This window comes from Lacticaseibacillus kribbianus (assembly GCF_020180945.1).
GTDB lineage: Bacteria > Bacillota > Bacilli > Lactobacillales > Lactobacillaceae > Lacticaseibacillus > Lacticaseibacillus kribbianus.
Map to the genome: position 1 here is coordinate 1440277 of NZ_JAIPUL010000001.1, position 12996 is coordinate 1453272.

A 12996-nucleotide genomic window follows, 5' to 3' on the forward strand; every position below is an offset into this window, starting at 1 on the left:
CGAATTTTTGCCTTCAGCATACCGCAAGCGCCGGGATTCGCCCAGCATTCCTGCAAGCTTAGCTGACATTGCGCGCAAAAAGCCTGCCGTCGCCGGCAGACTTTTGAGTTTACAACTTGCCCTTGGCGACCTTGGTGCGGATGTGCTTGATCAGGTTCATCTTGTTGTCCCAAAGCGCCTGCGACAGGTCCACCGGGTACTCCTGCGGGTTCAAGACGCGAGTGTACTCGTCCCACAGCGAGTCGACGCTTTGCATGCAAAACGCGCGAATCGCCTCAAGCGTCGGCAGCTTGTAAACCTGCTCGCCGTGGTCGAAAATGTTCCGCAGCACCGGCCGCGCGTTGAAGTCCGTCACGGTCTTGTTGATGTAGGTGTAGCTCGGGTGGAACATGTACAGCTCGTCTAGGTCCTTGATGTCCTCGTCGAACAGGGAGATGTAATCCCCCTCGGACTTGCCGTTGCTGCGGCGCGTGATGCGCCACACCTGCTTTTTGCCCGGGGTCGAGACCTTCTCGGCGTTGCTGGACAGCTTGATGGTGTCGACCATCGCGCCGCCTTCGTCCTCGATGGCGACCAGCTTGTAGACCGCGCCCAGGGCCGGGTGGTCGTAGGCGGTGATCACCTTGGTGCCGACGCCCCAGGTGTCGATCTTGGCGCCCTGCATCTTGAGGTTTTGGATGGTGTGCTCGTCCAGGTCGTTGGAGGCCACAATCTTGGTCTCGGTGAAGCCGGCCTCGTCGAGCTGCTGGCGCACGCGCTTGGAGATGTACGCCATGTCGCCGGAGTCGATGCGCACGCCCTGGAAGTTGATGCGGTCGCCCATCTCCTTGGCCACGCGAATGGCGGCTGGCACGCCGGACTTGAGCGTGTCGTAGGTGTCCACGAGGAAAACGACGTCGCGATTGGCCTCGGCGTAGGCCTTGAAGGCGGTGTAATCATCGCGGTAGGCCTGCACCAAAGCATGCGCGTGGGTGCCGGAGATCGGAATGCCGAACAGCTTGCCGGCGCGGACGTTGGACGTCGCGTTGAAGCCGCCGATGAAGGCCGCCCGGGTGCCCCAGATCGCCGCTTCGGTTTCCTGCGCGCGCCGGGTGCCAAACTCCATCAGCGGGTCGTTGCCGACCACCGCACGGATACGGGCGGCCTTGGTCGCGACCAGCGTCTGGTAGTTGATCATGTTCAGCACCGCGGTTTCGACCAGCTGGCCCTGCGCCAGCGGCCCCTCGACCTGCAGGATCGGCTCGTTGTTGAAGACCAGGTCGCCTTCGACGGCCGAGCGCACGCTGCAGGTGAACTTGAAGTCGCGCAGGTAATCCAGGAACGCCTCCGGGTAGTCCGTGGTTTCCTTCAGGTAGGCCAGGTCGCTCTTAGTAAAGGTCAGCTGGTTGAGGTAGTCAACCACGTGCTCCAGCCCGGCGAACACGGCAAAGCCGCTGCCGAACGGCAAGTCGCGGAAGTAAACCTCGAACACCGCGTTGCGCTCCGCAATCCCCTGCTGCCAGTACGTGTACATCATGTTCAGCTCGTAAAAGTCGGTATGAAGGACTAAGCTGTCATCTTCATAAGTCATGCCAAAAATTCTCCTTTTTCGGTGCCTATTCGCGTGAATGATTTCACCAATTACGTTGAATTATACCAGACTTTCAGCAAGAACGCGCGCAATTCGCTCAATCCGTGTCGTGACACGCGCTAGGGCCGGTGCCGCGGGGCCGGTGCTAGGCTGACCAGTGGCACGGCGCGGGCCGACCGGCGCCCGTTGCGGGCACCGTGGCAGCCGGCGGCGACGGCCGTTTGCGCAAACCGGCGCGCACGGCCACCCGTAAGCCCGCACCCAGCAAAAAGGCGTGCCGCAAGCGGCACGCCAGATGACTGTCTAAGTTGTGGTCGGCTAGGTAACACCCGGTGGGTCAATCGGCCCGGAGCCCGAGCCTAACGTTCCAGGTAGAACTCGAAGCGCTCGCCGACGTACTGGGTGCGCACGTACTCGAACGGGCGGCCGTCCTGGAGCAGGGACACCTGGCGCAGGCGCAGAATCGCGGAGCCGCGCTTGATGTCCAAGTAGTCCGCGATGCGCTCGGAGGCCACCTGAGCGCTGACGGTCTGGGTCGCGCCGCCGAGGTGGTAGCCGCCCTTTTTCTCCAGCGCGTGGTAGAAGGACTTGGTCACCTCACTCTTGGAGAAGTCCTTCACGAGCTCGTACGGCACGGTTGCGACCTCGAAGCTGATCGGCACCGCGTCGGCGTAGCGAATCCGCTCCATGCGCAGCACCTGGGCGCCGTCGGCCAGCTGCAGCTTCTCGCTTTCGGAGAGGGACGGCTTGGCGATGTGGTAGGAAATCGTTTTGCTCGACGGGGTCTTGCCCTGCGCCAGCATGATGTCAGTGAAGCTGGTCACGCCGCTGACCTTCTCCTGGACCTTCTGGTTGGCCACGAAGGTCCCGGCCCCGATGCGGCGCTCGAGGATGCCCTCGTCGACCAGGGTCTGGATCGCCTGGCGCAGCGTCATGCGCGACACGTTAAAGGTCAGCGCCAGGTCGCGCTCGCTTGGAATGCGATCGCCGATCTGCCACTTGCCCGCCTCGATTTCCTGTCGAATCTGGTTGTGAATTTGAATATAGATTGGAGATTCCAAAGTCGTCGTCCTTCCTGGTTACCGTTTCCCTACCACCATAACTGGTATAGACCGAAAAAGCAAGCCCTCGCGCAAATTAAAGGCTATTCCTCCTGATCCTTGGCGATCGTCGCGTCCACGCCGGCGACCACGGCGGACATGAAGCCGCCCGCCTCCATCGCCAACAGGCCCGCCACGGTCGAGCCGCCGGGGCTTGAGACCTTGTCGATCAGGTTGAACGGGCTCTCCGGGCTCTGCAGCACCATCGCGCCGGAGCCCAGCACCGCCTGCGCCGCGATTTTGGTCGCCGCGTCCTTGGTCAGGCCGTACTTCACCCCGGCGCGGCTCAGCGCGTCGATGAACAGGTAGACGAACGCGGGGCTGGAGCCGGCCAGCGCGACGAAGGTGGAAAAATGCGCCTCGGCCAAGGGAATCGTCTCGCCGAGCGCGTCGAACAGGCCGACGACCTGCGGCAGCACCTGTTCGGCGGCCGGGTTGGCGGCGTAGGCCGTCATCCCCGCGTCGATGGCGACGTTGAGGTTGGGCATCGTGCGCACCAGCGGGTAGTCCTTGGTGCCGAGGTACCCTTCAATCTGGAGGATCGACACGCCGGTCATCAACGACACCAGAACGGGCCGCTTGGTTGCAAGCGCCGGCTGGATCTCGGCGATGATGTCGCTGGCCAGCTGCGGCTTGACCGCAAGCACCACGACGTCGCTTGCCGCAACCACGGCCGCGTTGTTCGCGGCGGTCAGCACACCGCTTTCCGCCGCGAACGCCTCGTAGTGCGCCGGCGTGCCGCCGTGGATAATGATGTCCGACTTTGCGACCGTGCCGGCCTGCAGCAGCCCGGCGATGATGGCCTGCGCCATGTTGCCGGCCCCGATGAAACCAATTTTCATAATCATGCTCCCTCGTGTTTTCTCTAGCCTAGCAGCGGCGCCGGTTCAGGTCAACCACCTCTGGGCAATACCAATTAGAAAAATTGCGTGGTGGTGGCGGCGACAGACGCGTCGCGGTCTGGACTGCGACAAGTGAGCGGCAGAACGTCACTTCATTGTGGGTAGTCCGGTTACCAGTCGGCCCGCTCTGGCACCGTCGAGCTGCGCGGGGCAACGCGGGCTCGCATAGCTAGCACCGGCACTCGGGGCAAAGTGCGCCCCAAGCGCCGGCGCTACGCTATGCGGCCTGCTAAGAGCGCCCCGCTCCGCTCTGGTCTCCTCGAGCTGCGCAAGGCAACGGCGACGCGTCCAGCTAGGGCCAGCACTCGGGTCAAAGTGCGGCCCAAGCGCCGGCCCTACGCTGCCCGGTCGCCTAAGTTCGCCTTGCTCCGCTCTGGCCTCCTCGAGCTGCGAACCGCAACGCGGGAGCGGTTAGCTACGCCAAGGTGTTCGGGCCAAAGTGCGGCCCAACCGCCTTGGCTAGGCTACCCGTCCCGCTAAGCCCGCGGTTCTCCACTCTGGCACAAAAAAAGGCCTGCCGCAGCAAGCCGTTCGATGGAGGATCTAGGATTCGAACCTAGGAACCCGAAGGAACGGATTTACAGTCCGTCGCGTTTAGCCTCTTCGCTAATCCTCCGAAACGTTGATCGAATCAACGTTTAATAATATACAAGATACCGCAGCAAAATGCAACGCTTTTTTACGCCTGCAGCACCACCAGCGTCCGGCGCCACTCCGTGAACCAGTCGGGCGTCGCCCACTCGTTCAGCCGCGCGATGCCGTAGCCCATCGGCCGGTGCCAGTAGGTCGTCTGCCCCACCGTCAGCGGGGCGTCGCGGCGGTGCAGGTGGCCGAACACGACGTCCGCCACGCGCCGGCTTTCCAACAGCTGACCGAGGCGGGCCGAGCCCATCACCGCCGTGGCCATCTGCCAGCGCGGGTGGTCCGGCGCGTACACCATCAAAAGCGGCGTCGGCACGAAATGCGTGACGTAGATGACGCGCTTGCCGGCGCTGGCGTCAAGCGCCGCCTCGGTGGTGGCCAGCACGCGATTCATGCGCGCCTGGTCGCTGACAGGCTGGGGAATCGCGCCATCGATCCAGTACGCGCGCTTCCACTGCGCGAACTCCGCCGGCGTTTTGCCTAGGTCGACGGGCGCCAGCGTGTAGTCGTACCAGCCGTTGTTGCCGATGATCACCGTGTCGGTGCCCGGCACCGCCAGCGTCCGCTCGTGGAGGTACAGCGGGTCGGCGGGCCCCTGCGCCGTCGCGTAGTCGATGCCCTGCACGAGGTCGTGGTTGCCGGCCAGGAAGCGGACGACAGTGTGAGGTGCAAGCGCGGCCAGGTGGTGGAAAAAGTCGCGGGTCTTGCCAAAGTCGTTGAAGGTGTCCCCGGCGTTGATGTAGTAGTCGATCCCCTGCTCGGTCAGGTAGGCCGCCTGCTGCGCCGCCACCGCCGCGGCGTCGAGCCGGTTGACATCGACGTGGTTGTCCACACTGAAGGCGAGTCTCATGGCGTCCCTCCTTTTTTCTCCAGTATACCACGCCGCCTCTGACGGCTTCCTTGCGCACAAAAAGAGCCAGGCACTAATGGGCCTGACCCTGGATTGACGAAACGATATCGCGGATGGTGTGCCGTCCCCGTCCTCCGCGAGTGGCACAAGTTACGATTCAAACACTGTACAGGGCGGAGTCCCGGACGCGTCGCGGCTGGAGGCGCAGGGCCAAGGCGTGCCAGCGTGAAATTGCAGTTAGCCGGCGGGTTTGGCCGGCTTACTGCAAGGGCGGGTCCTGAGACCGCATTTTGGGCTCAGGAGAGCCCCACGCGTTCCGCCGCCTTGGCCCGGAGCCGGAAGTCGTGACGCGTCTGGGCCGGAGCCCGGCCTGCGCGTGCCGCGCTAGTTGATGCCCTGCATCAGCTTCTCGATGCGGGGAATGAGGAACCACAGGAGCACCGCGAAGCCGATGGTGACCACGCCGACGACGGTGAAGTACGCGACCTCGGTGGCCGGGGTGTAGAGCTTCACAATCTGGGCGTTGATGGCCTGCGCCGCGGCGTCGGCCAGGAACCACATGCTCATCATCTGGCTGGCGAAGGCCTTAGGGGCCAGCTTGGTGGTCACCGACAGGCCGACCGGCGAGATCAGCATCTCGGCGATTTCAACAATCGCCCAGGAGAGCACCAGCCACAGCGGCGACACGCGGGTCCCGGTGCCGAACAGCAGCACCGGCACGACCATCACGAGGTATGAGATCCCGGTGAACACCAGGCCGTACGCGAACTTTTTCGGCGAGCTCGGCTGGCGCTTGCCCAGCCGCATCCACAGGGTGGCGAAAATCGGCCCGTACAATAGGATGAACAGCGGGTTGAGAGTCTGGAACCAGCCCGGCAGGATGTGGAAGCCGCCGAAGTTCAGCTGGGTCTGGTCGGCGGCGAACACCGCGAGGACCACGGACCCCTGCTCCTCGATCGCCCAAAACAGGACGGCCGCGATGAACAGCGGGATGTAGGCCCACACGCGCGAGCGCTCGATCTTGGACACCTTCGGGCTCTTGAGCATCATCACGAAGTACGTGATCGGCACGGCCAGCGCGATGACGGTGATCAGGGTGATCACGTTCGGCACGGTGAACTTGCCGAGGCCGGCCATGGCGCCGAGCACCACGGCCAGCGCCGCGACGCCGAGCCCGCACTTGGCCAAAAGCGGCCGCAGCTCGCCCGGCTGCAGTGGATCGGGCGCGACGTTGTCGGCCGGGTTGATGTACTTGCGCCCGTCGACCACGTAGAACACCAGCCCGATGGCCATCCCGAAGGCGGCCAGCGAGAAGCCGACGTGGAAGTTGTAGCGGTCCTGCAGCCACGGCACGATGATCGGCGCGATCAGCGAGCCGAAGTTGATGCCCATGACGAAAATGCTGAAGCCGGCGTCGCGGCGCAGGTCGTTTTCAGGGTACAGGGAGCCGACCATCTCGGACACGTTGGGCTTGAGCAGACCGGTCCCGAGCACGATCAGGGCGATCGAGGCGAACAGCGCCGCGGCCCCCATCGGCAGGCTGAGCACGATGTGGCCCAGCATGATCAGGATGCCGCCCCAGAACACGGTCTTGCGGCTGCCGAGCAGCCGATCGGAGATGAAGCCCCCGATGGTCGCGCTCAGGTAGACCAGCGAGCCGTAGATCGACATGATCGACAGCGCGGTCGGCTTGTCGAAGCCCAGGCCGCCGGACTCGACCGAGTAGTACATGTAGTAGATCAGGATGGCCCGCATCCCGTAGTAGCTGAAGCGTTCCCAGAACTCGGTCATCGACAGGGTCAGCAGCCCGCGCGGGTGGCCGAGGAACATTTTTTGCGAATTTTGTTTCATTATTATCGACATCTCCTCGTCGTGCTGCTGCCCGCCTGGGTTCTGCGGACAAGCACAGGTGACCATTATACGCCGGTGCGAAACCGGCTACAAATTGCAAACGGGCGGTGCCATAGACTTCTCATCGAAGTCCGGGCCCGCCCGTCGGGAAATGTCGGTGTCCATGCTGAGCGCCAGGCGTTCACGGAGTTCGGACACCCTAGCTAAAAAATGAGACTGAAATTTTAGTTAATGAGGAAAATATGAAATCTCACTAATTCTTATTACAATCGCCCGGTCGGACTCTCAATCGCGTCTCAGACGCTCGCCACCCAGGGCAACCCCCGCCGCAGCAGCTGCCACTGCGCGTCGATCTGCGCCTCCGACACCCCGCCGGTCAGAGCCAGCACGTTCATCCCCTCGATGGTGAACATCACGTGCTGGGCCACCGGTTCAAGCGGCACCGGCCGCAGCACGCCCTGGGACACCCCCAGGCCCAGCAGCGACTCGATGGTCCCCTGGGTGGTGGCGAACTGCGCCTTTTGGAACGCGTGGTCGGCCGGCGTCTTGTGCGTGAAGTAGTACTCGTACATCGCGCGCAGCATCGAGTCGTCCATCTGGTGCAAAAGCCGCGTCTTGTGCTCGGCCAGGTAGGTGTCCAAGAGTGCGGAAAACGGCACGTTGCGCTTGGCCGCGTCGACGATGCCGGCGAAGCGGTGCACCTCGCGCTCGCGAATCACGGCGGAAAAGACCTCGTCCACCGACTTGAAGTAGAGGTAAAGCCCGCCGCGGCTGATGCCGCTGGCCGCCACCAAGTCGGACATGGTGACCCCGATCAGCCCCTTTTGGCTGAACACGCCGCGCGCTGCCTCCAGTATGGCCGCGCGCTTTTTTTCCCTGAGCTGATCTGACACACAAATTCCCCCAATTTTTTAACGCAAAACGCGTGACAGCGTTCTCACGGTGTGGTTTAATTAACTGCAAAATGACACGCGTGTCAGTTCGACGCGCACCTTGGAGGCTAACATGCACAACCAAAAGTCCGTCTATCGCCTGACCATCCGGGCCCTGCTCACCGCCCTGATCATCGTCCAGACCATGACCATCGGCTTCATCCCGCTGGGCTTCACCTCGCTGACCGTCATCCACATCACCGTGATCATCGCGGCCATCGTGCTCGGACCATGGGACGGCATGTTCATCGGCCTGATGTGGGGCCTGTTCACCATCGTGCGGGCGCTGACCGCGCCGACGACGCCGCTTGACCCGATCATTTTCACCAACCCGATCGTCGCGGTGGTGCCGCGCGTCCTGATCGGCCTGGTCGCCGGCGTGACGTTCAACGCGCTGTACAAGCGGTTCCACACCGTGGTCGCGAGCGTCGTCGCCGCGGCGCTGGGCACGCTGACCAACACGGTGCTGGTAATCGCCCTCATGGGGCTATTATACACTGGAACCGTGGCCAAGGCCTACGGGGTCACCTCCAGCGGCCTGCTCAAGGTCCTGATGGGCGTGATTGCGACCAACGGCGTGCCCGAGGTGATCGGCGCCGTGATCCTCACCCCAATCATCGTCAAGGCCCTCTTCTCCGTGAAGCGCCTGCACCTGGCGCGGGACTAAGCCCGGGCTGACTGGTTAAAGGCCGGGCTCCGGCGCGAACGGGCCACTGCTTCCGGCTCCGGGCCGGGGGCGGCGGAACGCGTGGGGCTCTCTTGAGCCCAAAGTGCGGTCTCAAGACCCGCCCTTGCTGTAAGCAGGCAAAGTTCGCCTGCTAACAGCAATATCACGCTGGCTCGCCCCGAACCGAAGCCTGCAGCAGTGACCGGTTCGTGCCTCCGCCCTACATCGCAAGGTGAACCAATCCGTGCGATATGACGGCTCGAGGGTCTTGACCGGCCGTCAGTTGCGGCCGAAATGATCGAAACGAGGTAGATTGCATACATTGACAACAATGGCGCGCATTCACTAGAATGCGCGCCATTGTTGTCTGTAGAGTCAAACGTAGCGATATTCATCCTGCCGAAGCGCATGACCATCCTCGGGTCGGCACTATCAACCTAGGTACAATCCGTCTCAATGACCAAGCAAGGCCGAGTGAGCCTCTCGCAAGTAGCCCTGCGATTGTGGTATCGGAAGCTGGCGCAGAGGAGCCCGCGTTTCGAGCTCCGGAGACAACCGCCCCCGACCCCGCATTAAACCCTGCCTCAAGCCACCCGCGACTCGGCAAGCGGCAGTCTGGCAATCAAGGCTACGCACACCAATCGCAATGACGCCTTGTAGCCCCTCACCCACTCCGTAGGGCGGAGGTACGGCCACGCCACGGCTGGAGGCGGAGGGCCAGGGCGTGCGAGCGTGAAATTGCACTAAGCCGGCCGGGCTTGCCGGCTTAGTGCAAGGGCGGGGCCTGAGACCGCACTTTGGGCTCAGGAGAGCCCCACGCGTTCCGCCGCCCTGGCCCGGAGCCGGAAGCCGCGGCGTTGCCGGGCCGGAGCCCGGCCCCACAGCCAGCAAAGGCGCGCATTCCAGCGAATGCGCGCCTTTGTGTTGTCCTGCGCTGGTGCGCCCTACTTGAGGCTGCGGCTCAGGTCGATGAAGGTCTTGGCGTCCGCCGCGGCGAGATCGATGCCCTGCTGCCAGAAGTCAGGCTTCGTCAGGTCGACGCCGAGGTGCTTTTGGGCCAATTCCTCGGTGGACATGTTGGCGGTGTCTTGAAGCAGCGCGATGTAGGCGTCCTCGAAGTCGCCGCCGCTGGCCTGGGCCTTGGCGTAGATGCCGCTTGAGAACAGGTAGCCGAAGGTGTACGGGAAGTTGTAGAACGGCACATCGTCGATGAAAAAGTGCAGCTTGTTGGCCCAGTACATCGGGTCGAAGCTGCTCAGGCCGCCGGCGTAGGCCTGCTCCTGGGCCTTGGTCATCAGGTCGGACAGCTGGCTGGCCGTCACCAGGCCGTTTTGGCGCGCGTCGTAGAAGCTGCGTTCGAACAGGTAGCGGGCGTGGATGTTCAAAAACATCGCCAGCGGGTTGCTCATTTTCGCGTCCAGCAGGTTCAGCTTCTCCTCCGGGCTCTCCGCGGCCTTGACCGTGGCGTCGGCGACGATCAGCTCGGCGAAGGTCGAGGCGGTTTCCGCCACGTTCATCGCGTAGTCGCGGCGCATGGCCGGGAAGTCCTTGAGGATGCTGCTGTGGAAGGCGTGGCCGAGCTCGTGGGCGATGGTCGAGACGCCGGCGGCCGAGCCGTCGAAGGTCATGAAGATCCGCGCCTCCTTGACGTCCGGCACGGAGGTCATGTAGCCGCCGGCGATTTTGCCCGGCCGGTCCTCGGCCTCGATCCAGCCGCTTTCAAAGGCGTGCTGGGCGAAGGCCGCCATCTTCTTGGAAAACTTCGCGAAGTTGGCGATGATGAACTCGGCGGCCTCGTCGAAGGTGTAGGTCTTCGGCACGTAATCGCCGACCACCACCGGTGCCCACTGGTCCTGCCACGCCATCTTGGTCTGGCCGGCAAGGCGCGCCTTTTCATCGAGGTAATCGACGAACGGCGCCTTGTTGGCGGCGACGGTCGCCCACATCTGATCGAGACTGGCACGGCTCAGGCGGTTGAGCTCCAGCGGCTTTTGCAGGTAATCCGTGATGCCGTGGGCGCGGTAGTTGCTCAGGCGGAAGCCGGCGAGGTGGTTCAGGGTGTCGGCGAACGGCTGCGCGTGCGCGGCCCAGGTCTTTTCCCAGACGTCAAAGGCGTGCGCGCGCTTGTCGGCGTCTGGATCGCCCTCGAAGCGGTTTTGTGCCTGGCCGGCCGACAGCGGCTGGCCACCGGCGTCGATGGCAAAGTGCAGGTCGGCGCTCAGGTTGTCGTAGTGGCTGGACCAGCCGTTGAAGCCGTCCAGCGCCAGTCGGTCGATCAGGGCCTCGGTGGCGTCGTCCAGCAGCTCGCAGCCGTCGCGGCGCATCTCGCCGAGGCCAAAGGCGATCGGGGCCAGCGCCGGCGTCTTCGTCAGCGCGGCGAAGTCCGCGTCTGACATCGCCGACAGCTTTTTTTGCAGCGGCAGGACGGCGGCGCTCAGGTCGGCGAAGTGGTTCTGCACCGCGTCGGCCACCACGCCGGCCTGCTGGTTGGCCGTGTCGGCGGACTGGATCATGTTGGCGAAGGTCGCGCAGGTGGCCAGGCCGTTCTCCACGTCCTCCAGCAGCGCCATGATGGCGGTCAGGCCGGCGAAGTCTTTGTCGCTTGCCGGATCCCAGGCCGCAATCTGCGCGGCAAGCTCTGGCAGCTTGGCCGTGACGTCTTTGATGCGCGCCTTGAGCTGTGGGGAGTCGATGCCGCCGGGGAAGATCGAGTCCAGCTGCCAGTTAATTGGATATTTCATTAATTTACCTCCAACGTGTGATTGCGCTCATTATAGCATTGATGCGGTGTGCTATGATGGGAAAAACGCACCGCAAAGGAGGCGCCGCCCGTGCGCAAGAAAATCGGCTGGCTGACCCTGGCCCTGGTGGTGATCGGCGTGCTCGCCGTCAGCTCCAGCATGTCCTACAACCAGCAGTCCCTGATCCCGCTGCTCACCCGCCTTTTGCCCCGGGCGCCCCACTGGCTTGCCGGCGTGCGCTTCACCTACGCCGGCACCGTCATCAGCGTGAACGCGCTGGGTTTTCCCGCCTTCGTCGAGTTCTTCATCCGAAAAGCCGCCCACTTCACCGTCTTTGCCGTCTTCGCCCTGGCGGTGACCCGCGGCCTGGCCGCGCGCACCCGCCGCGGCGGCTGGGCGGCCGTGGTCGCGGTGCTGGCCGCCCTGCTGGTGGCGGCCGGCGACGAGTTCCACCAATCGCTGACGGCCGGCCGCAGCCCGCTGATCCAGGACGTGGTGCTGGACACTTGCGGCGCGCTTGTCGGCGCCGGGCTTGCGTTTTGGTGGTGGCGGCGGGCGCGCGGCCGCGGTGAAAAGCGTTGAATGGACCCGCCTGGTTTGGTATAATAGGAGCGCTTATGTGCATCAATAATTTTGAAAAGAGGGTTTACGATGTCAGGACACAGTAAATGGCATAACATCCAGGGCCGCAAGAACGCCCAGGATGCTAAGCGTGGCAAAATTTTCCAGAAAATCTCCCGTGAGCTTTTCATGGCAGCAAAGCAAGGTGGTTCTGACCCCAACAACAACCCAGCGCTTCGGCTTGTCATGGACAAGGCTCGTGCTGCCAACATGCCCAAGGACAACATCAAGCGCGCATTAGATAAGGCCGAGGGTGGCGACACCACGCGTTACGACGAGGTCACCTACGAAGGCTACGGCGCGGCCGGGATCGCCATTCTGGTTCAGGCCTTGACCGATAACAAGAACCGCACCTCCTCCAACGTCCGCGTGGCGATCACCCGCCACGGCGGCACGATGGCCAGCGCCGGTGCCGTCTCCTACATGTTCGACCGCCGCGGGATGTTCGTCATCGACCGCGAGGACCTCGACGTGGATGAAGACCAGATGTTCGAAGCCGTGCTCGAGGCCGGCGCCGAGGACCTGCAGACCACCGATGATGAGTTCACCATCTACACCGACCCGAAGGACTTCGCCGCCGTGCGCGACTCCCTCGAGGAACAGGGCTTCAAGTTCACCACCGCCGAGCTGACCATGGTGCCGCAAAACACCGTGGCCGTGCCGACCGAAAAGCTTGAGACCATGCAGAACATGATCGACGCCCTCGAAGACGACGATGACGTTCAAAACGTCTACACCAGCGCCGAATGGCCTGATGAAGACTAATCGCAACCACAAAAAGGAGCTTTGCACCGCGCATCTGCGTCGTGCAAAGCTCCTTTTTTTGCGGTCAGTAACCGGGCTCCGGCGCGAACGGGCCGCTGCTTCCGGCTCCGGGCCGGGGCAATGGTCCGCGTGGGGCTCTCGCAAGCCCAAAGCCCGGTCTTGCGACCCGCCCTTGCACTAAGCCGGCAAACCCGGCCGGCTAAGTGCAATTTCACGCTGGCTCGCCCCGGCCATACGCCTCCAGCATTGACCGGTTCGTGCCTCCGCCCTAGAAGGCGGCGTTTCTCGTCAATTGGTTACGCGCTGCGTACCGGCAGCCGGTATTCCGTCCGGCTCTATCGTGTAAAAATTGCCA

Annotated in this window: 10 protein-coding genes and 1 tRNA gene; 3 read left to right on the top strand and 8 right to left on the bottom strand. The window is 63.4% G+C overall.

The window, feature by feature from the left end:
- Positions 1–109: 109 nt before the first annotated feature.
- The 7 genes from LE416_RS06890 to LE416_RS06920 all read right to left on the bottom strand — a co-directional run bounded on the left by LE416_RS06890 (position 110) and on the right by LE416_RS06920 (position 7808).
- Complete coding sequence (locus LE416_RS06890; protein WP_225047719.1) at positions 110–1570, bottom strand: nicotinate phosphoribosyltransferase; 1461 nt, start codon at positions 1568–1570, stop codon at positions 110–112.
- A gap of 359 nt (positions 1571–1929) precedes the next feature.
- A complete protein-coding gene (locus LE416_RS06895; RefSeq protein WP_225047720.1) occupies positions 1930–2631 on the bottom strand; it encodes a GntR family transcriptional regulator in 702 nt (233 codons plus the stop codon).
- Between the two features lie 83 nt (positions 2632–2714).
- Positions 2715–3512 carry a pyrroline-5-carboxylate reductase gene (gene proC / locus LE416_RS06900; RefSeq protein ID WP_225047721.1) on the bottom strand — a complete coding sequence of 266 codons (798 nt, stop codon included), beginning with the start codon at positions 3510–3512 and terminating at the stop codon, positions 2715–2717.
- A 595-nt stretch (positions 3513–4107) separates the two neighbouring features.
- A tRNA-Tyr gene (locus LE416_RS06905) sits at positions 4108–4188 on the bottom strand.
- A 63-nt stretch (positions 4189–4251) separates the two neighbouring features.
- A complete protein-coding gene (locus LE416_RS06910) occupies positions 4252–5064 on the bottom strand; it encodes a metallophosphoesterase (protein WP_225047722.1) in 813 nt (270 codons plus the stop codon).
- A 384-nt stretch (positions 5065–5448) separates the two neighbouring features.
- On the bottom strand, positions 5449–6915 hold the full coding sequence (locus LE416_RS06915; protein WP_225047723.1) for a peptide MFS transporter: 1467 nt from the start codon (positions 6913–6915) through the stop codon (positions 5449–5451).
- A 296-nt stretch (positions 6916–7211) separates the two neighbouring features.
- Positions 7212–7808 carry a TetR/AcrR family transcriptional regulator gene (locus LE416_RS06920; RefSeq protein WP_225047724.1) on the bottom strand — a complete coding sequence of 199 codons (597 nt, stop codon included), beginning with the start codon at positions 7806–7808 and terminating at the stop codon, positions 7212–7214.
- A 112-nt stretch (positions 7809–7920) separates the two neighbouring features.
- Here LE416_RS06920 and LE416_RS06925 point away from each other — a divergent pair, with 112 nt between their 5' ends.
- Positions 7921–8514 (top strand): ECF transporter S component, encoded by a 594-nt coding sequence (locus tag LE416_RS06925; protein ID WP_225047725.1) that lies wholly within the window; start codon positions 7921–7923, stop codon positions 8512–8514.
- 944 nt (positions 8515–9458) lie between these two features.
- Here LE416_RS06925 and LE416_RS06930 read toward each other — a convergent pair.
- Positions 9459–11255: a M3 family oligoendopeptidase gene (locus tag LE416_RS06930; protein WP_225047726.1), complete on the bottom strand. Its 1797-nt coding sequence runs from the start codon at positions 11253–11255 to the stop codon at positions 9459–9461.
- A 90-nt stretch (positions 11256–11345) separates the two neighbouring features.
- On the opposite strand from LE416_RS06930, the gene LE416_RS06935 reads away from it, so the two are divergent.
- Positions 11346–11837, top strand: a complete 492-nt coding sequence (locus LE416_RS06935; RefSeq protein ID WP_225047727.1) for a VanZ family protein — start codon at positions 11346–11348, stop codon at positions 11835–11837.
- A 69-nt stretch (positions 11838–11906) separates the two neighbouring features.
- Positions 11907–12641, top strand: a complete 735-nt coding sequence (locus LE416_RS06940) for a YebC/PmpR family DNA-binding transcriptional regulator (RefSeq protein ID WP_225047728.1) — start codon at positions 11907–11909, stop codon at positions 12639–12641.
- Positions 12642–12996 lie beyond the last annotated feature (355 nt).

Excerpts from the sequence above, each read along its gene's own strand:
- LE416_RS06890 (WP_225047719.1), bottom strand. The coding sequence starts at position 1,570 with ATGACTTATGAAGATGACAGCTTAGTCCTTCATACCGACTTTTACGAG.
- proC (WP_225047721.1), bottom strand. The coding sequence starts at position 3,512 with ATGAAAATTGGTTTCATCGGGGCCGGCAACATGGCGCAGGCCATCATC.
- LE416_RS06910 (WP_225047722.1), bottom strand. The coding sequence starts at position 5,064 with ATGAGACTCGCCTTCAGTGTGGACAACCACGTCGATGTCAACCGGCTC.
- LE416_RS06915 (WP_225047723.1), bottom strand. The coding sequence starts at position 6,915 with ATGAAACAAAATTCGCAAAAAATGTTCCTCGGCCACCCGCGCGGGCTG.
- LE416_RS06925 (WP_225047725.1), top strand. The coding sequence starts at position 7,921 with ATGCACAACCAAAAGTCCGTCTATCGCCTGACCATCCGGGCCCTGCTC.
- LE416_RS06930 (WP_225047726.1), bottom strand. The coding sequence starts at position 11,255 with ATGAAATATCCAATTAACTGGCAGCTGGACTCGATCTTCCCCGGCGGC.
- LE416_RS06940 (WP_225047728.1), top strand. The coding sequence starts at position 11,907 with ATGTCAGGACACAGTAAATGGCATAACATCCAGGGCCGCAAGAACGCC.